The organism is Microbacterium wangchenii (assembly GCF_004564355.1).
GTDB classification, from domain to species: domain Bacteria; phylum Actinomycetota; class Actinomycetes; order Actinomycetales; family Microbacteriaceae; genus Microbacterium; species Microbacterium wangchenii.
This window is the reverse complement of the sequence record NZ_CP038266.1, coordinates 637,329-662,791: the sequence shown is the minus strand read 5'-3', so window position 1 is coordinate 662,791 and position 25,463 is coordinate 637,329. Positions and strand designations below refer to the sequence as shown.

At 66.2% G+C, this 25,463-nt stretch carries 21 protein-coding genes; 16 read left to right on the top strand and 5 right to left on the bottom strand.

What is annotated here, in order from left to right:
• The first annotated feature begins 103 nt into the window (after positions 1-103).
• Positions 104-1,162, top strand: coding sequence for a PAS domain-containing sensor histidine kinase (locus E4K62_RS03165; RefSeq protein WP_135063481.1), 1,059 nt, complete (start codon positions 104-106; stop codon positions 1,160-1,162).
• Between the two features lie 53 nt (positions 1,163-1,215).
• The gene (locus tag E4K62_RS03160) at positions 1,216-1,647 is read left to right on the top strand and encodes a VanZ family protein (RefSeq protein WP_135063479.1); all 432 of its coding nucleotides are present in this window, start codon (positions 1,216-1,218) and stop codon (positions 1,645-1,647) included.
• A gap of 37 nt (positions 1,648-1,684) precedes the next feature.
• Here the strand turns inward: E4K62_RS03160 and E4K62_RS03155 are convergent, their stop codons facing one another.
• Both E4K62_RS03155 and E4K62_RS03150 read right to left on the bottom strand, forming a co-directional pair.
• On the bottom strand, positions 1,685-3,130 hold the full coding sequence (locus E4K62_RS03155) for an outer membrane protein assembly factor BamB family protein (protein WP_135063477.1): 1,446 nt from the start codon (positions 3,128-3,130) through the stop codon (positions 1,685-1,687).
• Between the two features lie 142 nt (positions 3,131-3,272).
• Positions 3,273-4,118, bottom strand: coding sequence for a CPBP family intramembrane glutamic endopeptidase (locus E4K62_RS03150; RefSeq protein ID WP_135063475.1), 846 nt, complete (start codon positions 4,116-4,118; stop codon positions 3,273-3,275).
• A gap of 51 nt (positions 4,119-4,169) precedes the next feature.
• On the opposite strand from E4K62_RS03150, the gene E4K62_RS03145 reads away from it, so the two are divergent.
• The 12 genes from E4K62_RS03145 to E4K62_RS03090 all read left to right on the top strand — a co-directional run bounded on the left by E4K62_RS03145 (position 4,170) and on the right by E4K62_RS03090 (position 18,592).
• Positions 4,170-4,823: an arsenate reductase/protein-tyrosine-phosphatase family protein gene (locus E4K62_RS03145; RefSeq protein WP_135063473.1), complete on the top strand. Its 654-nt coding sequence runs from the start codon at positions 4,170-4,172 to the stop codon at positions 4,821-4,823.
• A 61-nt stretch (positions 4,824-4,884) separates the two neighbouring features.
• A complete protein-coding gene (locus E4K62_RS03140) occupies positions 4,885-6,414 on the top strand; it encodes a tyrosine-protein kinase domain-containing protein (protein ID WP_374108163.1) in 1,530 nt (509 codons plus the stop codon).
• A gap of 69 nt (positions 6,415-6,483) precedes the next feature.
• Complete coding sequence (locus tag E4K62_RS03135) at positions 6,484-7,350, top strand: hypothetical protein (RefSeq protein WP_135063471.1); 867 nt, start codon at positions 6,484-6,486, stop codon at positions 7,348-7,350.
• A 337-nt stretch (positions 7,351-7,687) separates the two neighbouring features.
• Positions 7,688-9,247, top strand: coding sequence for a sugar transferase (locus E4K62_RS03130; RefSeq protein WP_135063469.1), 1,560 nt, complete (start codon positions 7,688-7,690; stop codon positions 9,245-9,247).
• Positions 9,248-9,275: 28 nt separating this feature from the next.
• Positions 9,276-10,283 (top strand): GDP-mannose 4,6-dehydratase, encoded by a 1,008-nt coding sequence (locus tag E4K62_RS03125; protein WP_135063467.1) that lies wholly within the window; start codon positions 9,276-9,278, stop codon positions 10,281-10,283.
• Entirely contained in the window at positions 10,280-11,209 is a 930-nt protein-coding gene (locus tag E4K62_RS03120) for an NAD-dependent epimerase/dehydratase family protein (RefSeq protein ID WP_135063465.1), read from the top strand. Before E4K62_RS03125 ends, E4K62_RS03120 begins: the two co-directional genes overlap by 4 nt.
• A complete protein-coding gene (locus E4K62_RS19010; protein ID WP_338036965.1) occupies positions 11,206-12,330 on the top strand; it encodes a glycosyltransferase in 1,125 nt (374 codons plus the stop codon). The genes E4K62_RS03120 and E4K62_RS19010 overlap by 4 nt, the downstream gene beginning before the upstream one ends.
• 70 nt (positions 12,331-12,400) lie before the next feature.
• On the top strand, positions 12,401-13,633 hold the full coding sequence (locus tag E4K62_RS03110; RefSeq protein ID WP_135063463.1) for a polysaccharide pyruvyl transferase family protein: 1,233 nt from the start codon (positions 12,401-12,403) through the stop codon (positions 13,631-13,633).
• Positions 13,634-13,743: 110 nt separating this feature from the next.
• Positions 13,744-14,844, top strand: a complete 1,101-nt coding sequence (locus E4K62_RS03105; RefSeq protein ID WP_135063461.1) for an MATE family efflux transporter — start codon at positions 13,744-13,746, stop codon at positions 14,842-14,844.
• Between the two features lie 164 nt (positions 14,845-15,008).
• Positions 15,009-15,905 (top strand): glycosyltransferase family 4 protein, encoded by an 897-nt coding sequence (locus tag E4K62_RS03100; RefSeq protein WP_167747721.1) that lies wholly within the window; start codon positions 15,009-15,011, stop codon positions 15,903-15,905.
• Between the two features lie 4 nt (positions 15,906-15,909).
• Positions 15,910-16,851, top strand: a complete 942-nt coding sequence (locus E4K62_RS03095; protein WP_167747720.1) for a glycosyltransferase — start codon at positions 15,910-15,912, stop codon at positions 16,849-16,851.
• Positions 16,852-17,281: 430 nt separating this feature from the next.
• Positions 17,282-18,592: a UDP-glucose dehydrogenase family protein gene (locus tag E4K62_RS03090; RefSeq protein ID WP_135063455.1), complete on the top strand. Its 1,311-nt coding sequence runs from the start codon at positions 17,282-17,284 to the stop codon at positions 18,590-18,592.
• A gap of 509 nt (positions 18,593-19,101) precedes the next feature.
• On the opposite strand, the gene E4K62_RS03085 is transcribed toward E4K62_RS03090, so the two are convergent.
• The 3 genes from E4K62_RS03085 to E4K62_RS03075 all read right to left on the bottom strand — a co-directional run bounded on the left by E4K62_RS03085 (position 19,102) and on the right by E4K62_RS03075 (position 22,901).
• A complete protein-coding gene (locus tag E4K62_RS03085; RefSeq protein ID WP_276321928.1) occupies positions 19,102-20,187 on the bottom strand; it encodes an acyltransferase family protein in 1,086 nt (361 codons plus the stop codon).
• A gap of 32 nt (positions 20,188-20,219) precedes the next feature.
• Positions 20,220-21,689 (bottom strand): O-antigen ligase family protein, encoded by a 1,470-nt coding sequence (locus E4K62_RS03080; RefSeq protein ID WP_135063451.1) that lies wholly within the window; start codon positions 21,687-21,689, stop codon positions 20,220-20,222.
• 432 nt (positions 21,690-22,121) lie between these two features.
• Positions 22,122-22,901, bottom strand: coding sequence for a hypothetical protein (locus E4K62_RS03075; protein ID WP_135063449.1), 780 nt, complete (start codon positions 22,899-22,901; stop codon positions 22,122-22,124).
• A gap of 476 nt (positions 22,902-23,377) precedes the next feature.
• Here E4K62_RS03075 and E4K62_RS03070 point away from each other — a divergent pair, with 476 nt between their 5' ends.
• Entirely contained in the window at positions 23,378-24,823 is a 1,446-nt protein-coding gene (locus E4K62_RS03070; protein WP_135063447.1) for an HNH endonuclease signature motif containing protein, read from the top strand.
• Positions 24,824-25,042: 219 nt separating this feature from the next.
• Entirely contained in the window at positions 25,043-25,429 is a 387-nt protein-coding gene (locus E4K62_RS03065) for a PLD nuclease N-terminal domain-containing protein (protein WP_135063445.1), read from the top strand.
• Positions 25,430-25,463 lie beyond the last annotated feature (34 nt).

Here is a 25,463-nt window from a genome sequence, read left to right as displayed (position 1 = left end):
ACTCTGCCTTTTGTCCCCCGGATGGGGGACAAATCGCTATCGTGTAGACCGCGACGGCGCGCACCACACCCGTGGAGTGCGCCGATCATCTTTGGGGGCTGAGATGAGAAGAGCGGTAACCGAGCGCGCCCGGGCGACGCGTGCTGCGTCGTCGGTGGAGGCGCACATCCCGGATTGGGCGTCGCAGGTCACATCGATCGCGATCGTCCGGCTGGATGCCACGGGGCGGGTGCGCTCGTGGAACCCCGGCGCCGAGCGCATCAAGGGGTACACCGCGCGGGAGATCATCGGATCCTCCTTCGAGCGGTTCTACCGTCCGCAGGAGCGCGACCGGCACGTACCCGCTCGACTGCTCGAGCGCGCGGCGCGCACCGGATCCGCCGAAGACACCGGGTGGCGCGTGCGGGCGGACGGATCGCTGTTCTGGGCGCGTGTGGTCATCACGGCGCTCCGCGCCCACGACTCCGCGCTCACCGGATACGTCACGCTCACCCGCGACCTCACCGCCGAGAAGCGCGCGGAGGACGAGCGCGAAGCCTTCCTGCGCGCCTTCGCGCACGACTACCTCTCTCCCATCACGGCGCTGCGCGGGTACGTCGACCTCCTGGAGGAGGCAGCGCCCGAGCACCACGCGCTCATCGAGCGCATCTCGACGGTGAGCGACCACCTCGTGTCGATGATGTCGGAGCTGACCGGCCACGTGTCGGGAACTCCCGCCGCCGAGCGCGAGAGCGTCGCACTGGGCACCCTCGTGCGGGAGGCGGCGGCGCTCGTGCTCTCGGACGATGAGTTCTCGCGGCTCCGCATCGCCGGCGATCGGCGCCTGGGGGTTCTGACGGAGGCGCCGATGCTGCGCCGCGCGGTGGCGAACGTGATAGACAACGCCGCGAAGTACAGTTCCGACGACATCCGCGTCACGATCTCCGCGCGGGACGGCGAGGCGGTTCTCGCCGTGACCGACACCGGCCGCGGGATCGCGCCGGAGGATGCGCCGACGATCTTCTCGCCGTTCGAGCGGGGTCGCCTGTCCGAGGCGGATGACGGCGGGTCGGGGCTGGGCCTGGCGAGCGTCCGTGAGATCGTCGAGCGCCTGGGCGGTCGCGTCGACTTGACCTCCGCCCTCGACGCCGGCACGACGGTGACCCTCGCCCTCCCGCTCTGAGCCCGCCCGGCAGGGGAAACGTCGCAGTAACGGAGAGCACGTAGCCTGACCGGATGCTCCGTTCCGCCCGTGACCCGCGCCTGCACGCGCTGCTTCTGGCGCTGCTCGCGGCGTACGTCGTGACGCTCGCGCTCATCGCGTTCTGGCCGACGCACGTCGACCGCGACGCGGGGCCGCTCCTGGACGCCATCGAGCGGATCTTCCCCTGGGCGACCTACCGGCGTGTGGAGTTCGCCGCGAACGTGGCGCTCTTCGCGCCGTTCGGCCTGCTCGCGACACTGCTGCTGCGCTCACCGGTCCTCGCGCTCAGCGTCGGCATCGCCGCATCCTTCGCGATCGAATTCGTACAGGAGGTCGCCCTCCCCGGCCGCACCGCGAGCGCGCTGGATCTGCTCGCCAACGCGCTGGGCACGGCCGCGGGCATCGGCATCGCGCTCCTCATCGCGCGCGTCACCGCGTCGCGCCGCCGCCCCGCCTCGGCCTAGAGCTGGAAGGCCCAGAGCGGGAAGGCCCAGGGAAAGCCTAGAGCTGGAAGAGGGCGAGGCCCTTGCGTGTCTGCAGTGCGCGGAGGCCGTCGTCCTCGCCGTCGCCCGCGGGGTCCCACCGGCCCGAGCCGACGCCCACGACACCGGCGGTGTACTGCCGAGGGTCGTCCACCTCGCCTTCGATGCCGCAGCCGCGCACGAGGGCGCCGCCGGTGTAGCGGACGTTCTGGTTGTACGGGTCGCTCGACTCCGGATAGAACGGCCCGCTGGTCTGGAAGCATCCGACCAGGTCGTCATCGGCCAGCTCGCGGGTCTCGCCGGTCGCGGTGTCCAGCACGTGCGGAACGCCTCCGTCGGTGTACGCGAGCACACCCGGGGGCGCGACGAATCCGCCGTCCTGCTTCCTGTTCCCCACGCCGCCGAGCTCGCCGGTGATCTCCCACTCGGTCTCCCCGGTGCGCGGGTCGATCCGCGTCAGGGTGCCACCGGCAAGGTCGAGGTCGAGCTGGGTGGTGCTGTCGGCGCGGGGTCGGTAGGCAGCATCCCCGGAGCAGAACACGTCTTCGTGGCACGGCGCCAGGCCCTCGCGGGTCCAGAGCACCTCACCGGTGTCGTAGTCGAATCCGACCGCGACATAGTCCTGTGCGGAGAACCCGCCCTCCTCCTGCGCCGGCCTCGGCACGGCGGTCACGACGATCGTGGGCCCCTCGTCGAAGTACAGGTACCCGGCGGGCACGTTGACGAGCGTGGCGCCCTCACCCCACAGCGCGGAAACCGGATGCGCCCACCGCTGTCCGTCGTCACCCACGCGCACGATGCTCTGCGCGCCGGCGTCGTCGCTCGCGAGGTACACCTCGCGTCCGAAGGAGCGCGCGATCGCGCCGACATCGGTGGCCGGCAGGCCGATGCCACGGCCGGAGGTCACGGTGCCGTCGAGGGCGAGCTGCGTCCGCACCCACGACTGGGCGGCTTCGTCCCACACCAGGTAGCACGCGCCCCCGGTGGCGCACGAGCCGGGGCTGCCCACCCACTGCCGCGGACCCTCGAGGACGACGCGGCCGTCGTCGGGGTCGACGAAGCGGACGGTGTGCGCGTATCGCTGGTCGGGCTGCAGCGCCGGCACGCTCACGCTGATGAGCAGCGGATCGCCCTCCGGCGTCGCCGTCCGCATCACGGTCAGGGGGCTGCCCGACTCGATGCTGCCGGGGCTGGACGGCAGCGACCACACCCGTTCGCCGGTTTCCACCGAGTAGCCGCTGAGCGCGAACGGCGTGTCGGGGGTCTGCTCGTAGGTCACGACGACGTCGCCGATGATGATCGGCGCTGAGGCGAAGCCCGTCGTCGGAGCGACCCAGAGCGGCTCGAGCGGCGTGGACAGGGAGTCCAATGCCGTCTCCGTCGGTGTCTCCTCGGGCGCCGGCTCACCGCCTCCGGCCGCGCACGACACCAGCAGAGCGGCGGATGCGGCGGCCGCCAGGCTCACCGTCAGAAATCGTCGAACAGGTCGTCCCTTCACGCGGCACCTTCCCCCGAATACAGCCGTGAACTGTTCAGAACATATCCAACGCGAGATTCCCCCCGCGGAGGGGTTGCGCGCACGGGGTGCCGTGCGGCAAGGGCCGGCGTCAGCCGAGGGTCGGGCCGGAGGAGCCGCCGAGCAGCGTCCCCACTGTGGCGAGGGCGACCCACATGCCGTTGTAGACGACGTGCATCAGCACGGCGGCCCAGATCCGTCCCGTCAGCAGCACGAGGAGGCTCGCGACGATCCCGACGAGGGCGAGCGACAGTGCCTGATCCCACGCCGCCGGCACCAGCAGCGCGTGTGCGGCGACGAACAGGCCCGTGGAGACGAGGGTCGCGGCGAACCCGGCGACCCCGCGCCCGGCCAGCCGGCGCACGGCCGTGTACGCGGCGACGAGGATGAGGCCGCGGAAGAAGAACTCCTCCAGCACGGGTCCGGCCACGGTGGCGGCGACGAGTTCGTCGAACAGCCAGCCCGACGGGAGCGCGCCGCCCGCGGTCGGGTACGACGGCCACGCGCCGGTGCCCCCGGCGGCCATGTCGAGCCACCCCTGCATGATGCGCAGCAGGATGCCGAGGGACAGGGCGTAGAGCAGGTCGAGCGGGCGGAAGCGCAGCAGCGCGCGCGGCACCGACCGGCGGAAGGCCAGCAGCACGGGCACGGCGAACGCGACCCACAGCGCGAGCAGCGACAGGGTCGGCCCGAGCGGCTGCGGCACGAATTCGTTCAGCGCCGCCCCGGCGACGAGCCCCGCGCCGAGGGCGAGCACGGCCCATCCGAGCAGTTCCCAGCCCCAGTGCTCCACCGAGGTGCCGCCCTCGACCCACGTGCGGCGGCGCCGCGGCGACCGGGGCCGGCGGGGCCGCTCGGCAACCGCGGCGTCCTGCGCCTCGAACTCCACGTCGGGCAGGAGCAGGTCGCGGCGCGCGGCGTCGGTAGACTCGGTCATCGACGCCCACGTTACCGGCGGGCCGTCGACGCCGCCGACACTGAGGACGGGATGCTCGACCTTGACCTGAGCGGCTTGTTCGCTCCACGAGGCGACCAGCCGTCGTCGCCGACGATCGAGATCCTGACCGTCTGCACCGGCAACATCTGCCGCTCACCGCTGGCCGAACAGGTGCTCCGCACGCGGTTGCGCCCCCTCGACGTCCGGGTCGCCAGCGCCGGCACCCACGCGATGATCGACTCGCCGATGACCCCCGAGGCGGCGCGGATGGCCGCATCCCTCGGCGTCGCCGCCGACGACAGCGCCGCCCACCGCGGCCGGTGGCTCAGCGAGCGCGAGCTCGTCTCCCCCGACCTCGTGATCGCGATGACCCGCGAGCACCGCCGCGACATCGTCGAGCTGGCGCCGGCGCGCGTGCGCTCGACGTTCACGGTGCGCGAGTTCGAGCGCCTCGCGACGGGGCTTCCCGACGCGGAGCTGCGGCAGACGGCGGATGCGGCGGGCACCGACCCGCACGCCCGCGTCCGCGCCTCGCTGGCCCTGCTCACGTCGCGCCGCGGCGTCGCCCCCGCCCCGGCCACCGCGAGCGACGACGACGTGATCGACCCGTATCGCCGCTCGTGGGAGACGTACCAGCGGTCCACGGCGCAGCTGCTGCCCGGGCTCACCGAAGTCGCGCGCGTGCTCCGCGCCGTCCTGAACTGATCAATACACCACCGACGCCGCCCCCGCGCCGACACGGGGCGGAAACACTTCCTATGGCAGGATGATCGCGTACAGCCGCGACCCCCCGAGAGGCCTCATGGAGCTCAGCGACTACATCCGCATCCTCCGCAAGAACTGGCTTGTGATCGTCGCGACGACGCTCATCGGCATCGCGGTGGCGGCGGGTTACTCCCTCACCCGTACACCGATGTACGAGGCATCCAGCCGCGTCTTCGTGTCGACGCAGGCCGGTGGGACCGTGCAGGAGCTGCAGCAGGGCGGCAGCTTCGCGCTGCAGCGCGTGGGCACCTACGTGCAGCTGGCCGAGAGCCCGCTCGTGCTGAACCCCGTGATCGCCGAGCTCGACCTCGAGGGCACCGCCGACAGCCTCGCCGCCCAGATCTCGGCGTCGAGCCCGCTGAACTCCTTCCTCATCGACATCTCCGTCGAAGACGCCGACCCGGTGATGGCGGCCGACCTCGCCAATGCGATCGCCGCGAGCCTCACCACCGCCGTGGAGAGCATCGAGACGCGCGATGAGCAGGCTGCCAGCCCCGTCCAGCTCAGTCGCGTGAAGGATGCGCTGCCGCCGACGAAGGCCGTGAGCCCGAACGTTCCGCTGAACCTCGCCCTCGGCGCCCTCGTGGGTCTTGCCGCGGGCCTCGGCATCGCGGTGCTGCGTGCCGTGCTCGACACCAAGGTGCGCAACGCGCGCGACATCGAGGCGCTCACCGACCGCCCCCTCATCGGCGCGATCCCGTTCGACCCGAAGGCCAAGGAACGGCCGCTCATCCTCGAGGCCGACCCGCACAACACCCGCTCCGAGGCGTTCCGGTCGCTCCGGACGAACCTGCAGTTCCTCGAGATGGACGGCGGGCACAGCTTCGTCGTCACCTCGAGCCTGCCGAGCGAGGGCAAGTCGACCACCGCGATCAACCTCGCCGTCGCCCTCGCCGACGCCGGCAAGCGCGTCGCGCTGCTCGACTGCGACCTCCGCAAGCCCAAGGTGTCGGAGTACCTCAACATCGAAGGCGGCGCCGGCCTGACCGACGTCCTCATCGGGCGCGCCCGCGTGGCCGATGTGATGTTCCCGTGGGGCAAGCGCCCGCTGTACGTGCTGCCGGCCGGCAAGATCCCGCCCAACCCGAGCGAGCTGCTCGGGTCGAAGCAGATGGGCCAGCTCCTGGAGGCCCTCTCCAACGAGTTCGACGTCGTGCTGTGCGACGCTCCCCCGCTTCTCCCGGTGACGGATGCCGCGATCCTCTCGCGCTCCACCTCCGGCTCGATCGTGATCGTCTCTGCGGGCCGCACGACGACCCACCAGCTCAACGGCGCCCTGGACGCGCTGGAGACGGTGGGGGCGAAGGTCGCTGGAATCGTCATGACGATGGTGCCCACGCGCGGCCCCGACGCGTACGGCTACGGGTATGGCTACGGCTACGGCGGATACGGCACGTACGTGTCGTCGCAGCCGGCGAAGCCCGCGGCCGCACCCCCGCCCCCGGCCCCGAAGGCGCGCCGCAGCCGGCGCTCCGCCGAGCCCGCCCGCCAGACGACGCCCGCACCCGAAGCATCCAATCTGCTGCCCTGACCCAGGAGTGTGATGGCACGTCGTCCGCCGGGCGTCCGCACCTCCGCGCGCTGGCTCGCAGGGGTAGCGGTGGCTGTTGTGGCCGTCGCCGCGATCGTCCTGGCCGTGATGGCGCTGCAGCACGTCGCCTCCCGCCCCGCCGCGACGGACCCCGAGCCGGTCCCGTCCTTCACGTTCGGTTCTCCGGCGACGCCTGAGCCGACCGCCACTCCCTCCGCGACGCCGGCTCCGGTTACAGGCCCGACGTACCCGCGTACGGAAGAGCGCTTCCTCTCCGTCGGTTCCGGCGGCATGTGGCGCGGGGTCGCCGGCGAGTGCGGTGTCACCGATCCCCTGATCGAGCGTTCGACCGACGGTGGCCAGACGTGGAGCGACGTCACTCCCCTGTACCGCGGCATCGGCCAGCTGATCTCCCTCGACGCCTTCGCCGGCACCGAGGCCGAAGCGATCGCGCGCATGGGCGACGAGTGCGAGACCGAGGCGCTCCGCACCTTCACCCAGGGCCGCTTCTGGGAGCCCTACCCCGAGGTGCTCGCCGCATCCCGCTACCTCGACGCCGCCGACTCCACCGTCCTCGTGACGCCCAGGGGCCCGCTCGAGTCCCCCTGCGCCGACCCGCGCAGCGTCCGTACCTCCGGGGGCACGGTGGCGCTCGTGTGCGACGGCACCGCGCACGTCCTCGGCTCCGACGGCGAATGGACTGCGCTGCCGACACCCGATGCCGCGGCCGTCGCGATTGCCGGAGACGCCGTCATCGTCGCAGCCCGCGCGGACGGGTGCGAGGGACTCGCGATCACGCGCCTGTCGGGCGGCGGCTTCGCGGATGCCGCTGCGGTCGGATGCGCGCCTGGCGACCCCGCCGCTCCCGTCGCCCTCGCCACCTCCGGCGACGCCACCCTCGTGTGGTCCGGCGACTCCCTCACCCGCCTCCCCTGACCCGCGCCTCACCCGTCGCAGGCTCGGTTGTTGACACTTCCCCAGTCGCTGAGACCGCCGGAGCGTCCGGATTCGTCCGACTGCACATCGCCGAAGGTCCCGACCCCCTAGGCTCATGCCCAACGGACCACATCCCGCGCCGCACCCGAAGCGGCGACACGCCGTGGCACCCCAACTCGCGACCCGAATTCCACCCCTTCTGCCGCCTGGCGAGAAGGGGCCGCTTGTCCCCCATTTGTCCCCCATTCCGAAATTCGGGCGACACAATCCGCTGCTAGCGTGAAATCGGGGAATCAAGATCCGTTGGGGTGCCGTACGACGGAAGGAACTATCCACTGTGACGTCTGACCTGAGGGTCGGCGCGACATCGACGTCGCAGACCACCGACTCAGATCCGCGCGCAGCGGCGACCAATTCGCCGAGCGGTAATGGCGACAGCAACGCCTCCGCGCCTCCGGCTCCGCGATGGCGGCAAAGCTACGCGCGCAGGCTGATCATCACCGATTTTCTGATCCTCGTCTGGGTGGTCTACGGCGCTCAGATCGCATGGTTTGGCACGGGGAACGCCATGATCGCGATGGCCCGGGATGCGAGGATTACCGATCTGTCCTACTGGGGCTTCTCTGCGGTCCTTGTCTTGGCCTGGATGTGGGCGCTCTCGCTCATTGACTCACGCAGTGAGCGCGTCATCGGGACGGGGTCGCAGGAATATATCCGCGTCATTGACGCGAGTATCCGCTTGTTCGGATTCATCGCGATCATCGCGTTCCTCACACAGATCGAGATCGCTCGCGGCTATCTCCTAATTAGTTTGCCCCTGGGGTCGGTGACTCTCGTGGCAGGACGATGGGTATGGCGCCAATGGCTAATCATGAAACGAGGGCGCGGCGAGTACTCAGCGAAGGTACTGCTCGTGGGCTCTCTCGCGTCCGTGACGCAGATCGCACGCGAACTGAAGCGCACGCCTAGCGCAGGTTATCTAGTGGTGGGTGCATGCGTGCCTTCGGGGAAGATTGCTCAGACGATCCCCGGCTCCACCATTCCCATCATGGGCTCGGTCGAATCAGTCGAGAGGGCCGTCGCGGCTACGGGGGCAGACACCGTCGCAGTCACTAGCACGGACGAGTTACCTCCTGACAAGGTGAAGCAAATCTCGTGGAGCCTTGAGGCGGGTCGCCAGCATCTGGTCCTGGCGCCCAGCATCGTCGATATCGCCGGCCCGCGGCTCCACACCCGCCCTGTCGCAGGGCTCCCGCTCATCCACGTAGAGACGCCCCGCTTCAGCAAAGGGCAGAGATTCCTGAAGCGGTCGGTCGACCTTCTCGCGAGCGTTTTGGGGATCATCTTCCTCAGCCCGCTCCTCCTTCTAATCGCCGTAATCGTCCGACTGACAAGTCGGGGGCCGATTCTCTTCCGTCAGACGCGCATTGGATTCCGCGGTCGGGAGTTTACGATGCTCAAATTCCGATCCATGGTGGTGGACGCTGAGGAACTCCTCAAGCATCTCGAGCTCAACGAGCGCGATAGCGGCAATGAGGTCATGTTCAAGATGAAGAACGATCCTCGGATCACTCCCGTCGGCCGCGTGATGCGCAAGTACAGCCTGGACGAACTCCCTCAGTTGTTCAACGTGCTCAGTGGAACCATGTCCTTAGTTGGCCCCCGCCCGCCCCTCCCTTCCGAGGTCAGGCAATACGCCGACCACGTGCATCGCAGATTCTTGGCCAAGCCCGGGATCACTGGCCTCTGGCAAGTCAGCGGGCGCTCGTCGCTCTCATGGGAGGACACGGTCCGACTTGATCTCTCGTATGTCGAGAATTGGTCCCTCGCGGCTGACCTCATCATCCTGACAAAAACCGCGCGGGCCGCCATCACCCCCGGCGACACCGCGCACTGAGCGAATCCCCTTGAGCAAGAGGAGCATGATGCCCGAAACCCCGCGCGCCCTAGTTACCGGTATAACAGGCCAAGATGGAGGCCACATCGCCGAGCTTCTACACCAGAAGGGGTACGAAGTCTTCGGGTTGATCCGTGGACAGAACAACCCACGCCGACAGTCTGTCTTGGACGAGTTCCCGTATGTGCGCCTTATCGAGGGTGACCTGACGGATCCGACGTCCCTGGTTCGCGCAGTCGAGCAGTCCCAGCCCGACGAGCTGTATAACCTCGCGGCAGTCAGTCACGTGGGCTACTCGTTCAAGAACCCGACGCTGACGGCAGACGTCACTGCAAAGGGGGTACTGAACGTGCTTGAGGCCGTCCGTATCACCGGACTCGCCCCCACGACCCGCGTGTATCAGGCATCCACATCGGAGATGTTCGGCGGTTTGGACTACAACCGCCCTGGCGCTGGCTACAACGAGGAGTCCCTCTTTCACCCCCGGAGCCCCTATGGTGTGGCGAAACTATACGGTCACTGGATCGCGAAGAACTACCGCGAAAGCTATGGCATGTTCGTCGCCTGCGGCATCTTGTTCAATCACGAAGGGGAGCGCCGCGGCCTCGAGTTCGTCACCCGCAAGATCACGCACGCGGTCGCGCGAATAAAGCTAGGTCTTCAACCGAATATTGAACTTGGTGACCTATGGCCAAAACGCGACTGGGGTTATGCGGGCGACTTCGTTGACGGGATGTGGCGCATGCTTCAGCATGCGGAGCCAGACGATTTCGTGCTCGCCACAGGCGAAACTCACTCGATCGAAGAATTCCTCACCCTGGCTTTCGCCGCGATCGGGGTCGATGACTGGAAGCCCTACGTGGTACAGAATGCCGCGTATATGCGGCCAGCTGAGGTCGATATTCTCCTCGGAGACCCATCCAAGGCCGAGGACGTCCTCGGATGGACGAGGAGAGTCGACTTCCCCGGCCTTGTGCGCCTGATGGTCGAGCATGACCTTGCCGTTCAATCTAAGAGCATGGCGGGTTTCGTATGACCGCTGGGACACTCGTAATCACCGGGGCCAACGGTTTCGTCGGCACGCACCTTGCTGAGATTGCATCCCAGCAAGGGGTCGACGTGTGGGCGATCGGGCGCGAGCCCGCCCCGGACCTCCTCCTCCAGGAGAACTGCGCGAAGTACTTCTCGATGGACCTGGAGAAGGAGTGGAAAATGCCTGTCGGGGCTGACGCCGTCGTACACCTGGCGGGTCTGTCCGCGGTAGGTCCCTCGTTTGCTCACCCCCAGCGGTATTTGACCGGAAATAGCGCCATCATGACCACTATGTGCGAGGGCCTACTCGCACATAGTGAACGCCCGCGCGTAGTCGTCGTCAGTTCGGGCGCCGTGTACGGCGCTCCCGAGGGGGGCACGCCTGTGGCCGAGACGAGCGCTACCGCGCCGAGCTCCCCCTACGCAGTCGCAAAGTTGCTCGTGGAGAGCCAGGCTACGTATTACGGTGGCCGCGGCCTCGACACCGTAATCGCCCGTCCGTTCAACCACATCGGGCCGCGGCAAGGAACGGGATTCCTGGTGCCCGACCTGACTGCGGCCCTTCGCGACTCGAGGCCCGGAGAGACGCTCGCAGTCGGCGATCTAGGGACGGCTCGCGACTACACCGATGTCCGTGATGTGGCCCGCGCCTATTTGGCTCTGGCGTTCGCCGCTGAGCACCACTACGACCGCTACAACGTCTGCTCTGGCGAAGCCCACTCTGGCCGAGAGGTTCTCGCGGTGCTCGCCGAGGCACTCGATCGCCCCGTGCCGCCCACCGAAATGGATCCCGCGCGCCTGCGCCCCGCGGACCCGCCTGTCATTGTTGGCGCAGCCGACAGGCTGCGCCAGGAATACGGCTGGGAACCGAAGATACCGTGGCAACAGTCAGTACGAGATTTCATCAATGCTGAGGTGAGTGCGCAGTGATTCGGGAATCTGGCGAACACGCTCTCCCCGCAGTGGCGATCGCACACGACTATCTGACTCAGAAAGGCGGCGCTGAGAAGGTGGTGCTGGCGCTGCATCGAGCTTTCCCGGAAGCGCCCGTACACACGACGCTTTACGAACCATCCCTGACGTACCCGGAGTTCGCGGAAGTTAATATCAAGCCCTCTCCTCTAAATCGGATTCGGCTATTTCGGCGTTCCCACCGGCTTGCCCTCCCGCTTCTCCCTTGGGCGGCGAGTCGTGTCCACGTGGCAGCACACCACACAATTGCGAGTTCAAGTGGATGGGCGCATGGTTTCCGGACGACGGGAAGCAAGATTGTCTACTGCTACTCGCCTGCGCGGTGGCTGTACCAATCAGACGCGTATCTCGGCGTTGGACGACGTGGTGCCCGGCGACTTGCGCTCAGCTTGATCTCGCCCTACCTAAGGCGGTGGGACCGCCAACAAGCGCAGACAGCCAGCAAGTACTTCGCTATATCAACGGTGGTCCAGGACAGAATTCGAGATGCGTACGGGATTGAAGCAGAGGTATTGCCCGCGCCGCATTCCGTCGATACATCACTACCCCAAGAGCCCGTGGCGCTCCCGTCCGGTGGCGCGGATTTCCCCTTCCATCTCTGCATTTCGCGACTACTCCCGTATAAGAATGTCGACGCCGTGGTCGAGGCGTTCAACATGCTCGGCACTCCGCTAGTCGTGGTGGGCGCTGGTCCCGAAGAGAAGCGACTCTCATCGCTAGCCGGACAAAACGTGACGATGTTGAAGAACCTCAGCGATGGCCAGATCCGGTGGCTATATGCGCGGTGCACGGCGGTCGTCTCTGCGAGCTACGAGGACTTCGGCCTGACTCCGATCGAGGCAGCCGCCTACGGCAAGCCGTCCGTGGTGCTTCGATGGGGGGGGTTTCTGGACACGATCCTTGAGGGCGTGACTGGCACATTCTTCAACGAACCGGATGCGCGGCTGATCGCTCAGGCGGTGAAACACTCCCAGAATGTCGACTGGGACACCAAGGCAATCACGGCGCACGCAGACTCCTTCTCCGAGCAAGCCTTCGCACACCGCCTACGAGAGGCGATGGCGACAGTTGAAGCTTGAGAGCCGGCAGTGGGCCTTGCGCTCCTGCTCGTCGCCGCGCACACACACAACCCCGACAGGATGAAGACACATGAAGGTTGCGGTATTGAACACCGTTCTGAGTAACACGGGCGACGCTGCTATCTATGAATCGATCGTGCACGCACTCGTCCAGAGCGGGCTCACCACCCCCTCAGACGTCGTCGCATTCGACAGCGCGGCGGATCGAACGGCGCCGCTTTACCCTGAGTGGCAGATATTGCAACAGCCATCACGTTCCTCACACCCTGTTCGGCTAGTCAGAGCGATCGCGTCACGCTTACGTGGAGGCTTGCTTGGCCTTCTCTCGCGGTTTCCTCGGGCGACCGGTGTCCTGCTGCGCCTCGCACCAGGGACAACATTCGTTCGCGCTCTCAGGTCGATCGCCGCTGCAGACCTGGTGGTGAGCAGCGGCGGCACCTATCTGGTCGACCACTACGACTTTGGTCACCGCGTCGCTGAGATTGCTTTCGCGAAGTCGAGGGGCAAGGTCGTCTACCTTTGGACACAATCCCTTGGGCCGTTCGCCACTCCTCCAGCCCGTGCCGCGGCATGTGCGCTTATTCCCCTCGTTGATGGCGTGTTTTTCCGAGACCCCCGATCGGAGCAAGCCTGGAAAGCAGTTGGTTCGCTACCCGCGCGCACCGAGGTTTGCCCCGACTCGGTGTTTTCGCTGTATGAAGCCGACACAGGCGCACGCGACCGACGCAGAGAACGCCCCATCGCGCTGCTCTCTGTAAGAGAGTGGGCTACGCCCGTGCTAGGGGAAAGCTTCTCCTTCACGCGGTACAGTGCCGCCATGCGAGCCGTGGCTCGTGGGCTGGACGAGCGCGGCTGGAGATGTATCGCAGTCTCCACATGTCAAGGCGTCGAGGGCTACACAATCGATGATTCAGCGACGGCACGAAACATGTTCCAAGGGCTCAGCGTCGAGATCAACAGCGGGTTTCACACTCCTGGCGAACTGATGAAGTTGATCAGATCAGCCGATCTTGTCATCGCCACGCGAATGCACATGGCGATCATGAGTCTGATCTCGTCCACTCCCGTGCTCGCGCTCGCGTACGAGACTAAGACACTCGAGCTATTCAAGTCCCTCGCGATGCCCCACTGCGCCGTCGCGATTGAGGAGGCGAACGCCGCATGGGCGGACCAAATCGTGACCGCCGACGACCCACGTAATCTTGCTGCCACGCTAGATCATCAGGCTCTGGAGGATCTCCGCGACCGCGCGCATGCGCCCGCCAGAGCGATCGCCGACGCAATGACGAGAACCGCTGGATGAGAAGGCTTACTCGTGTTGCTTGGTCATCCGCTGACCAAGCGCTGTCAAGTATCTCGAATTTACTCTTGTCGGTCCTCGTCGCCCGTGTAGCCTCCGTTGACGAGTTCGGCATGTTCGCCATCGTGTTCGCCATATACCAGTTTGGTCTCGGCTCATCCCGAGCGTTTTTGGGTGAGCCTGCACTCATCCGGATTTCGAAGGTCTCCCCGGAGCTTGCTAAGCCCAGCAATCTGCTTGGAGCGTCTCTGCTACTCGGGGTCCTCGGGCTCGCTCTGAGCGGCGCGGCCAGTCTCCTGCCTGGTTCGATGGGCAGCCTATTTCTAGTGCTCGCGGTCGCTTTCCCAGTACTCATGGCAGTCGATTCGTGTCGCTATTGGTTGTTTGCGACCAATCGGCCCCGGCAGGCAGCACTCATCGATGCGGTCTGGCTAACATCTCAACTGGCAGCCTATGCAGTGGCCATATTGGTCGGCGCGTCCGCGCCTCCCGTGGTGCTCGGCACTTGGGCCTTTGGTGCCTTGGTGGCGTTGGCGCTTTTTTGCGCGGTTCATCGCACGCTTCCCAGCGTTCGAGGAGGCTGGTCATGGATCTTGCGGACCCGCGACCTCGCGGGACGCTTCTTTGGCGAGTACCTGGCAATCTCGGGGACACAGCAGAGCGTCATTTACTTCAGCGTGATCTTCTCGGGCTTGTCCGCGAGCGCGGCGCTAAGAGGCGGGCAGGTGCTCGTCGGGCCGCTCAGTATGGTGTCGATGGGAGTAGCGGTTGTCGCGCTGCCAGCGCTGTCACGCGTAGCGCACGAGCCGCGCCATCTCATGCGCCGGGCGGTCACGATCTCAGGAGCGTTGCTCACCGCGACGTGCGGTTATGGGGTCTTGCTTCTGCTCGTCCCTCCCGGCGTCGCTGAGGGCCTGCTGGGCGAGAGCTGGTCTTCCGGTATTGCGCTAATACCACTGCTATTGATCCAGATTGCAGTCTCAAACATTGCCTACGGGGCGACCGCTTCTCTGCGAGCTATGGAAGCGGCGCGAATTAGCTTCCGATTGCGACTGGCGACGTTACCCGTCACCCTAGGCGCCATATTCGTGGGAGCGATCAGTTCTCCGCAGGGCGCGGTACTGGGGGCCGTAATTGGCGGGTCCATCCAAGCCCTGTGCTGGTGGATGACGGTGATCCTACTGAACCGCCGACGAAAGACAGGAGCGGAGTAAACATGCACCCCTCGCATCCACCTCTTGAAGTCACGCATGTGGGACCGAGCCCTTCTCAGCTAGGCGGGATGGAGACCGTTCTGCGAGCGTACTCAGAAGCGACGTGGCCCTCTTTCTCCATGTCGGTTGTCACGTCCTCAGTAAGAGGGCGTGTCGGAACTCGCTTGCGGACCATCTTCCAGGCGTATCGGGAAGTGCGCCGCGCCCGACACCGGTGCCTGCACTTCCATCTGAGCCACAGGGGCTCGTTTATCCGAGAAGGCTTCCTCATCCTCCGGGCGCCCCGCACCAACGGGTTGTTTGCCACGATCCATGGATCCGACTTCGTCCGCACCACGCGCGAGAGCTGGCTTTGGCGTCTCATATACCGGACGGTTCTCGGGCGACTGTCGGGCGTCGCAGTTCTCAACGAAGACGCCCGTTCCGCGGTGACGGGGCTCGTTGCTGGAACAAGCGTCAGCATCCTTCCAAACCCAGGCCCCATAGACGCTCAACCAGAAGACCTCAGCTTCACAGGGGACCGCAAGGTACTCTTCGCCGGGCGAGTCGGCCATCGCAAAGGGGTGGACACCCTCATACGTGCGTGGGACTCGGTACGCGAACGGTATCCAGACGCGTCCCTGCTCCTCTTCGGTCCACTCGACGCCGACCTTGACCCGGACATCGAGGCAAGGCTCCCCGAATTCCATCGTGGCGAGCAATCTCCCTCAGCGACACACGCCGCGCTACGTGACTCAGCATGTGCCGTGCTTCCGTCACGTGCGGAAGGCCAACCGATGTTCCTCATCGAGGCCTTGGCGTTCGGCGTCCCTCTGGTCGTGTCCGATGTTGGCGGGATGCCCGGTCTCGCTATGGGGTGCGGGCTCGTCGTAGAGAGAGATAACCCTGGTGCCCTTGCGGACGCATTATGCGAAGTGCTGGCTGGCGGGGAACCCGTTCGTGAAATGCGCAAGCGGGCTCGAGACAAATACGCTGGCAGTTTCTCCATTGCTGCCCATGACGAGCGCCTTCGGCAGTTCTACGGTCTGGCTCCTTCGCGGTCGATCGTCCAGGAAAGGTAACGCGATGACCACCCTCTTTGTTGCTATCTCAGGCGGACACCTCGCCCAGCTCCACCAACTTGCCCCCCGGGTGACGAAGGGCGAGTCGACGTGGGTAACGGACGCAACGCCGCAGAGCCGCTCGCTCCTCGCTGGGCGGCGAGTTCGCCACGTTCCGACGAGACCGCCGCGCGACTGGGTAGGAGTGCTTCGGGACTCCGCGATCGTGGATCGAGCGATCCTCGATCATGGCGTGACGCGGGTGATAAGCACGGGCTCGCAAGTTGCACTGTCCGCCTACCTCGCAGCGAAACGCCGGCGCGTCCCATTTGCGTACGTCGAGAGCGCTACGCGAGTCACGCATCTTTCGACGACGGGGAGACTGCTGGACAAAGCCCCTGGCGTCCGGCGCTTCGTGCAACATCCGACCGCCGTCACGTCTCCCCGTTGGGCATATCGACTCTCAGTGTTCGACGGCTTTACGGTGCACCGCGAACACGAGCGAGAGCTCCGCCGCGTCGTTGTCACCATGGGCGGTAACGGGGAGTACGGGTTCACGCGCCTCGCCGAACGCCTTCGCGACCTCCTGCCGTCAGACGCTGACGTACTCTGGCAACTGGGCAGCACGCCGCAACTCGATCTTCCGGGGAGAGTTGTGGCCTCAATCCCTTCCCACGAACTTCAGCGGGCCATGCGAGAGGCCGATGTGGTCATTGGGCATGCGGGGACGGGAACGGCGCTAGCTGCGCTCTCGGCTGGCAAACTCCCCCTACTGGTACCGCGTCGTGTAATCCACGGCGAGCACGTGGACGCGCATCAGGAGGATCTGGCGCGCGCACTTCAGGGTCGAGGCCTCGCGGTGGTTCGAGAGGCGGACGCCGTGAGTCTCAGTGACCTCGTCGAGGTTAGTCAGTACGCCGTACAGTCGGCCGATTCCCCTTCGGAAGTGGACCTATTCGAAGCGTAACCGTGCGCACCTGCTTCCCGTGCACGCTCCAAACTGGCATAGGTCACTTAGGTTGGCCGCCTCCCCTCGAGGTAGTGAGTGATTTGCCGGCGGCGGGAGCACTGCCTCCGCGCAAGCCAACCCAGGGCGAAATCAGCGGGCGTACATGACCTCCCGCGGCCACAGTCCAGAGTCCAGAGTTCAGAGTCCAGACAGTAGGGAAGTTATATGAGCGTCGGCACATATACGAGCACGGACAGGGCGTTCAGGAAGTTCGCGCGGCCAGTTTCTGGTCCGTCCATGAGACAGGTCCTCTCCAAGGGATCGTCCCTCAGAACACCGGGGGCTCCGTGCACGATGGCAGCGAAGGATTGCTATTAATGAAGGGTTGGTATTAATGAAGAGGCTCACTCCGAGCATTGAAGATCGTCAGCCGTCCCGAGGAAGCCTCATGCGTATTTCTGTCATTGGTTGCGGATACCTGGGCGCGGTGCACGCAGCGTCCATGGCGTCGATCGGCCACGAAGTGGTCGGCGTCGATGTGGACGGCCGTAAGATCGCATCGCTATCCAAGGGGGAGGCGCCGTTCTTCGAGCCCGGCCTACAAGAAATCCTGACCGAAGGCATCCAGTCGGGGCGCCTGCGGTTCACAACCGACATGGCTGAGGCGCGGGGCGCCAAGGTGCACTTCATCGGGGTCGGAACTCCTCAGGTGAAGGACGGCTACGCGGCCGACCTGACGTACGTCAACGCTGCGATCGACGGACTGCTACCGCATCTCGCCGCGGGCGACATCGTCGCGGGGAAGTCGACCGTTCCCGTCGGCACCGCCGCGACCCTCGCCGAGCGGGTAACCCCCACGGGTGCGACGTTGGTATGGAACCCGGAGTTCCTCCGCGAGGGCTGGGCGGTGAAAGACACCATCGACCCCGACAGGCTCGTCGCGGGGGTTCCTGATGGGGAGGAGGGCGACCGGGCAGCGGATGTGCTCCGAGAGGTCTACCACCCCTCGATCGCCAAAAGCACGCCCTTCATCGTCACCGACTACGCCACCGCCGAACTCGTGAAAGTCGCAGCAAACGCGTTCCTGGCGACCAAGATCTCGTTCATCAACGCGATGGCCGAGATCGCCGAAGTCACCGGCGCTGATGTCACGACCCTCGCCGATGCCATCGGACATGACGCCCGGATCGGCCGACGCTTTCTCGGCGCCGGCATCGGGTTCGGCGGCGGATGCCTACCCAAGGACATCCGCGCCTTCGCCGCACGTGCCGAAGAGCTCGGCCGTGGCGAATCGGTCGCATTCTTACGCGAAGTTGACGCCATCAACCTCCGACGCCGCGACCGCGCGGTCGACATCGTCGTAGACGCCTTCGGCGGGTCGGTGTTCAAGAAGAACATCACGGTGCTCGGCGCGGCGTTCAAGCCGCACAGTGACGACATTCGCGACTCTCCCGCCCTCGACGTCGCGGTGCGTCTGCACGGGCTGGGCGCCTGGGTCACAATCACCGACCCTGCGGCGATCGAGAATGCCCGCCGCATCCACCCGCAGCTCAACTACGTCGAAGACCGCGACGAGGCTCTGCGCGGCGCAGACGCCGTCATCGTGGTCACGGAATGGGATGAGTACCGACGTGAACTCTCCCCCGAGCACGCCAGAGAGCTGGTGACCGGCAAGATCATCGTCGACGGTCGCAACTGCCTCAATGCCGCCGCGTGGCGGGGCGCCGGCTGGGAGTACCACGGGATGGGGCGTCCCTGAGCCCACGCAGGAATCGACGCGCACCAATGGGCATGTGTTCCCTGATGCCCTCTCCCTCCGGGACTAGTGGTAGGTGCAGGAGGTGCATCGGGAGGACCCGTCCAATGTAGAGGGAAAGGTTTGGCTCGACGCCTTGGGTGCGGACCCACGGGGAGTCGAGGACTCCACTCCAGCATTTGCGGTAGCCGCGGCGACTGGACAGCAGCGGTCGTACGAGGAGAGATCCGCTGGCGCGGGAACCTCCAAAGTGGGATGACTGCTCGGCAGGAACCGATGGCCCGTTACGCAGGACCGACGTTGACTTCCGAATACGGGCACCTACTGTCTCACATGGATCCGGAGAACAACCATCGGTCCGACGGTCACGGAATTGGCATGATCCTTCGGTGGTCAGGCAACGCCGGGACAGCTGTAGGACCGAGGCCAACTCAGATTCGCCAAGACCAGGGACGTGGGAGGCGATTCAATCCTTACCGATCGGCGGCCCTGCCGTGTTGATGGTGAACAACTCAAACGGAGCGTCGCGGCCCGCCGTCTGAGTCGGTGGCGCTTGGGCGTACACCTACATCGGGTGTCGCGGCTGGCCTCGTCCAGCGCTCCGGTGGGGTGAATAGCCACCTCAGCGCACTGAACAAGTTCGCGACTCGGTACACGCCGAGGGAAACGAGCACGATCGCGGTAGTCACCAGCACGGGGTATAGCCACGCGAGAAGCGGCATCTGGTCGATGATCGGCATGCTTCCCATACGGGACCACGCGAGGCTCAGGACCGACACGAAGAAGAACTGCAGCACGTATACGGGCAAGGTGCGCTCGCCTACATAGCGGAGCCCGCGCGACGGCAGAGCGTCTGACGAGGCACGGGACGCAACCAGAATGCCCACCCCGATCCCGAGAAGGCTGACCACTGGTACCACAGCGTCCACAGAGCCCGCCGCGATCGCGATCGATTGTACGGCTGTGTACCCAAGAACCAGCGAAGTGCTGACCAGCCATCGAAGGTTCCGGAGCGCTTCCATAACAATCGCCCCGTACCGAGCACCGATCCAATAGAAGGCGGCGTTGGCGAGGATGCTGCCGAGAAGACTCGCGCTGTCCATTACCTCATATCCAGCAGACTGCATCCACTCAGTGAATTGATCTCGGAAGGCCAGACCGGGTAGAAGCGGCAGCAAGGCCAGCCACCATGGCCAGCGGCGCGTCACCCTGGAGTACAGGTAGTAGAGCGGCAGCGCGTACAGATACCAGTAGCCGCTGCCCGCGAGGACAAGGTTCCCGAAGAAGTTGCTCAGGAACGAATGCTCATGATCTCCCCACGGCAGCAGCAAGCGCAACGTGAGTAACGTGCTCCAGAGTACGTACAAATAGACAGGGACAACCCAGCGTTTGCGGGTTTCCCCCCACGGACGAGACAGCGACCGCTGGACGAGCAGTCCCGAGATGAAGAAGAACAGCGGAATGCGAATCGGCGTCAGGAAGTCATCGAGCACCGTCCAGGCGGCTCCGGCCATCTGCCAAGACTCCGGCGCTTGGTCAACCATTTGTCGAATGACGTGGTGCAATACAACGAGCATCACGCACGCCCCGCGCGCCATATCGGGCCAGGTGAGACGAATTGGCTTTTGGGTCACGAGCGCTGCAGCACCCTTCCCCATGGCGCCCGGGAGGGGACTCGCCCAGTTGGGTACCCACTTATCTCAGGCTTTGGACGAGTCGCGACTATTCCGACGAGCCCGAAGAAGAGTGCGAAGGTTGGCACGGCGGTGAATACCGCCCCAGCGACGGATTCGACGGTCATCTGAACAGTCCACGCGAGCCCTACAAGCCCGAGCCAACGGTCCCACCCCTGCGACTGACGGCTTAGGAGGCCGAATCTGCGAACGAAAACCACGAGCACAGCGATGAAGCAGGCCGCACCGATGAAGCCCGATTCTCCGATGATGGCCGGCCAAAATGTGTCGGTGAGGAATTGCCCCGACTCCTCAGTCGGCCCCAGCCCCCAGACGTTGTTATAGCTCAGTTCGTAATACAGAGGGCTGTAGTTCTGCCGAGCGACTGCGCTACCAAAACGACCGAACCCCGCACCGAACGGGAATGACTGGGCGGCGATTGTGAACGAGTCAATCGTGAGACGGATGCGGGCGACCGCATCTGGATTGACGAAGTACTCAGCCCAAGTGTACTGAACGACCTCGACAATACGGTTCCAGAACACGAGCAGGGAAAGAGGAACCGCGAGCACGGCCACGATTAGAAGAGGGGCCATTCGCAGCCGGAGGCCGAGGACCGAGACGCCCGCGACGAGTCCGATCAAAACCTTCCGCCTGCCCGTAAGGAACGCCGCGAAGAGCGATCCAAATACGAGGAGGATCGAAGTCTTCGTGCGGCGGAACACCGACTGAAAGGCGAGCGCTGCGAGGAGGGTCATAGCCATCACCGAGCCGAAGTATCCAGGATGCTGGAAAAAGGATGTGATCGGTGCAAGCCCGAATCGTGAGCCGTAGTCCTGACCGGCCAGAACGACCTGCGACCATGGGCCAGGGGCAACGAAGTTGATCACACCGCCCACTATTAGGAGAACGGCAAACGTAGCCGCCGCCTTTGCGATCTGTTCGACATCGTGAGTCGCCCAGTCGAGCTGCGCTACGCCCCAGGCGAGCACGAAGCCCTTAACGATCAAGAGCGCTCCTTGAAGAGACACCCCAAGCGGGACCGAATTGACGACGCATCCAGCCAATCCAATGAGGATAAAGATGACCGTCAGCGCCTGACCCGGAAGAACTCGCAGCGTCTGCCCACGAAGGAGCCGCTGCGTACTGAAAAGCACGGCGCACGCCGCTACGAAGATCTCATCGAACTGATCGACTATCCCCCCGCCGACATGGAGGCTCAGCGTCCGCTGCAACAACAGGATGAACATCCCGAGCAAAAAGAACGTCTTGGGCCTGACTAGTGCGAGAACAACGACCACGGCGCCTGCGATCACACCGACCCCGATCAACGGGTCGACACAGGCCAAGATCACGAGCGGGATCGCGCAGATCGCGGCCAGGAGAATCCAGGGGCTGTCGCTGTGTAAGCGCCCCGCCCATGCCATGCTGGCAATCGTACGGTATGCGCGTTGCGAAGAGCCTTCGCTGACTGTCAGGCGTAGTTTGTCGGCGACCTTGTCAGCACAGCTTGGGGCCTACGCCGCGGTGCACGCCATCTGCGCGGGCGAAGGTGGCGTGCACACGGGTCATTCGCGCGGCGACGGGTCGTCCGCTCGCCCGAGCATCTTCGCGAGCGAGCACCCCATTCGCCGACGCATCTCCCGCTTTGAGCGTCAACACCGCTTCTGCGCACACTGCGTCCATCACAACCCAGCCCCATCTGACTCGTCGGCGGACCCCAGAGCGAACTGGGGACAGGTTGGCTGCCAGGTGATGGGTTCCAGATTCGGTGACTAAGTGATGCTCTGACCGGGAAGCCTCGCCCATACCCTCGGCTTCACCTGACCGCGCCGGCGGTGCTCGGTCATAATCGCGTATCACCGACGCGGGAGGCTTCTCCCCGGCGACGGGCGCGAGGCGGCGGCCTCCAGCGTCTCGTCGACCCAGGTCTGCAGCCGCCACGACGGCACGCGGAACAGACGGGCGATCGTCGCCAGCGGGTAGCCGGCTTCCAAGACGGCAGCTAAGGCGAACTGCTGCAGCGTCGCAAACTCCCGATCTGCGAGCGCACCCGCCCGCAGATCATTGAACGATCGCGGGCCCTCACTCTGTGGAGGCGAATCCGCGGGAACCCGCGCCGCCGCCGAAGTCCGCGCTGGCCGTCGGACGTGGCGCGGCGAGCGAGGCGCCGCCACCGGCGCCGGCTGCCGCTCGGCCGCAGCGGGGGCCGGTTTCGCAGCATCTGACACGAGACCCTCCGCCTGCTCCGACCCATACGAGTCCAACTGCGCCACCCCGTAGCGGATGATCGCCTCCTCGAGCAGACTCCGCAGCTCGCGATGCCGGCGCCGCCGCCGCGCGAGGAGCGGAAGACCGATCGCCGGGATCACGAGCACGAACGCCCACATCCACATCATCGGGTGCTCGTTCATCCACGCGATGAACGCGAGCTGGAACCTCCACCCATTCGCATCGTTGTCCCGCGTCACCGCTTGTGCGCCCCGCAGCGCGACGACAGCATCCTGCCCCGTTCCAGCGAACACGTTCCCGATGATGTCGGCACGCCCTCCGCCGGAGAGCTCCACCACGTGGCCCACATCTACCCGCAGGCGGGAGCCGGTCAGAGCGACCTCGGCATCCTTCACCTCCGCCGCCACTCGCGGAGCGGAGATCTCGACGCCCTCCACCGTCGCGCCGGTGAGGCCCCCGTCATCTGCAGACCACGATGGTCCGACGTGAAGGCGCCGCCCACGATGCGCACGGCATCGGCGGGGCCGTCGACGCGCACGGCGGTCAAAGCGGCATCCACCGTCGCGTTCTCGATCAGGCCCGCCTCGACCAGGCGAAACGGCGGGCGCTGGCGGCCCCGACGACGCGGGCACCGCCAGTGGCGGCTGCGCCCGGCACGTGTCGCGGGTGGAAGCGAGACAGGGCGATCCCCCGTTTCGGGGTGTGCGGATCAGTCTGGCCTATCCCGACTCTGGCGCTGGGCGTCACCGGTCCTGCGGGTGTTCCGGTGCGAGAATCCGCGTCGGCGACGCGCGGGACTGGGCATAGCGCGAGTTATCCACCGGTTTTCGCGCCGGCTCCCCTGCGGAGCGGCAATGTCGGTGGCCCGGCGTAGCTTCGAAGCATGGAAACCAGCTCCCGGCCTGCGGAAACCCAGGGTGCCGACGTCGACCGGATGCGTGCCGGTCTCGACGTCGTCCGGGAGCAGAAATCCGTCATCGCCCGCGCGCAGGCGGCCCTCATCCGGCAGGAAGCGGAGCTGGCCGCGATCGCGCTGGACGAGATGGAACGGATGACCTCCCGGGCCTCGCGCGATCGAGAAATGCCGATGCGGTCACTGTCGGCCGAAGTCGCCTTCGCCACTCACGTGCACGACCTCACCGCGCAGAAAGAGCTGAACGACGCCTACGCGTTCGTCACCCGCTTCTCCGCGACGCTCACCGCGCTCGAAGAAGCCCGCATCTCCAAGCGGCATGCCGACGTGATCCTCGAAGTGGGCGCATCCATCGACAACGCCGACGTCCGCGCGGCGTGGGAACACACCGTGCTCGACCGTGCGGCCCGCGAGACACCGGGGCGCACCCGCGCCTTCGCGCGGCAGCTGGCCGAGGCGGTCAATCCCGTGGGCATGTCCGAGCGTTTCGCCGAGGCGTGCGAGACGCGAGGCGTGAGCATCGTCGACCTCGACGACGGCATGGCCCTCCTGCAGGTACGACTTCCCGCTGCCCTCGCCTACGGCATCCGCGACCGCATCCGCCAGCAGGCCCGCATCATCCGCGACGCCGCCAACGCCGAGCGCGCCCGCCGCGCCGCCGAGAAATCGGTGACCACGCCAGCCGACGCCGAGTCGGCACGGGATGCGGCGACAGCAGTGGATGCGGCGGACTTCACGCTCGACGACCTCACGCCTCCGCCCGCCGGGGAAGCTGCCGAACCCACGCCGGCCGAGGTGATCGACGACACCCGCACCCTCGTGCAGATCGGGGCCGACCTCGTCTCCGACATGCTGCTGACCGGCACTCCGGCCATCGATCCGGTGACCGACCGCAGCTCCGGGGGGCTCGGCGCGATCCGGGCGCACGTGCAGGTGGTCGTGCCGGTGCTGACCCTCGCGGGCAAGACCCACACGGGAGCCAGCCTCCACGGGCAGATCCCCATCGATCCCGAAACCGCCCGGCGCCTCGCCGGCGACGCCCCGGGGTGGGACCGCGTGATGTGCGACCCCATCACCGGCACGGTCCTCGAAGTCGACCGATACACGCCGCGCGCCGACCAGCAGCGCTTCCTCCGGGCTCGCGACCAGCACTGCCGCGGATTCGGATGCCGCCAGCCCGCGCACCGATGTCAGATCGATCACAATCACGAACACCACGAAGGCGGACCGACCGCGATCGGCAACCTCGCCCACCTGTGCACGCGACATCACACCCTCAAGACCGAGACCGCCTGGGCCGTGCGGCAGCTCGGCGACGGCTCGCTGGAGTTCACCAGCCCCCTCGGCAACGTCTACACCGACGAGCCACCCCCACGAGTGATGTTCATCCCCGACGGCGACCCGCCACCCTTCTGAAGCTTCCCCTCCCCCGCCCCGCCGCGCCACCCACCCAGCCGCGCCACCCCACCCGAGGTCGTGGCGCGCAGCCGGCACCCGCCGCCATGACCCGCCCGCGACCGGCGCCTCTCCCCCGCGAAATCGACCACCCGGCACCCGCACGCACCCGACGACGGCTATCCGCCACCAATCCACGTCATCATTGCCACGCGCGGCGAGTCCCGCCACGCTATGACCGTGCTGCTGCTGCCCCTGCTGCTCTTCGCGCTCCTGCTGATCGCGCTCATCGACGTCATCACCCGCCGCGAAGACCAGGTGAACCACCTCCCCAAGTTCGGGTGGGTGCTGCTCATCGTCCTGCTCCCCGTCATCGGCTCCATCCTGTGGATCACCCTCGGGCGGGAGTGGGGAAGCCGCCGCGAACCCATGAGCTTCGGCGACCCGCGCCGGTGGGCGGCGGATGCAGCGGCCCAGCCGTCCGCGCCATCCGCCCCTCACTCCACCGAAGCGCAGCTCGCCGCCCTCGAACGCGAGATCGAGATCGCCGCGCTCGAAGAGGAGATCCGCCGGCGGCGGGCAGCGGCCCAGCCGCTCGACCCGGAGCCGGGCGGCCACCGCAGCTGACGCATCCGCCAGGTGCGCCGAGCCCGGGACGACA

Coding starts and splice junctions, on each gene's coding strand:
- E4K62_RS03105 (WP_135063461.1), top strand. CDS start 13,744: ATGTTCGCCATCGTGTTCGCCATATACCAGTTTGGTCTCGGCTCATCC.
- E4K62_RS03090 (WP_135063455.1), top strand. CDS start 17,282: ATGCGTATTTCTGTCATTGGTTGCGGATACCTGGGCGCGGTGCACGCA.
- E4K62_RS03120 (WP_135063465.1), top strand. CDS start 10,280: ATGACCGCTGGGACACTCGTAATCACCGGGGCCAACGGTTTCGTCGGC.
- E4K62_RS03160 (WP_135063479.1), top strand. CDS start 1,216: ATGCTCCGTTCCGCCCGTGACCCGCGCCTGCACGCGCTGCTTCTGGCG.
- E4K62_RS03165 (WP_135063481.1), top strand. CDS start 104: ATGAGAAGAGCGGTAACCGAGCGCGCCCGGGCGACGCGTGCTGCGTCG.
- E4K62_RS03110 (WP_135063463.1), top strand. CDS start 12,401: ATGAAGGTTGCGGTATTGAACACCGTTCTGAGTAACACGGGCGACGCT.
- E4K62_RS03095 (WP_167747720.1), top strand. CDS start 15,910: ATGACCACCCTCTTTGTTGCTATCTCAGGCGGACACCTCGCCCAGCTC.
- E4K62_RS03070 (WP_135063447.1), top strand. CDS start 23,378: ATGGAAACCAGCTCCCGGCCTGCGGAAACCCAGGGTGCCGACGTCGAC.
- E4K62_RS03085 (WP_276321928.1), bottom strand. CDS start 20,187: ATGGCGCGCGGGGCGTGCGTGATGCTCGTTGTATTGCACCACGTCATT.
- E4K62_RS03145 (WP_135063473.1), top strand. CDS start 4,170: ATGCTCGACCTTGACCTGAGCGGCTTGTTCGCTCCACGAGGCGACCAG.
- E4K62_RS03080 (WP_135063451.1), bottom strand. CDS start 21,689: ATGGCATGGGCGGGGCGCTTACACAGCGACAGCCCCTGGATTCTCCTG.
- E4K62_RS03125 (WP_135063467.1), top strand. CDS start 9,276: ATGCCCGAAACCCCGCGCGCCCTAGTTACCGGTATAACAGGCCAAGAT.
- E4K62_RS03140 (WP_374108163.1), top strand. CDS start 4,885: ATGATCGCGTACAGCCGCGACCCCCCGAGAGGCCTCATGGAGCTCAGC.
- E4K62_RS03150 (WP_135063475.1), bottom strand. CDS start 4,118: ATGACCGAGTCTACCGACGCCGCGCGCCGCGACCTGCTCCTGCCCGAC.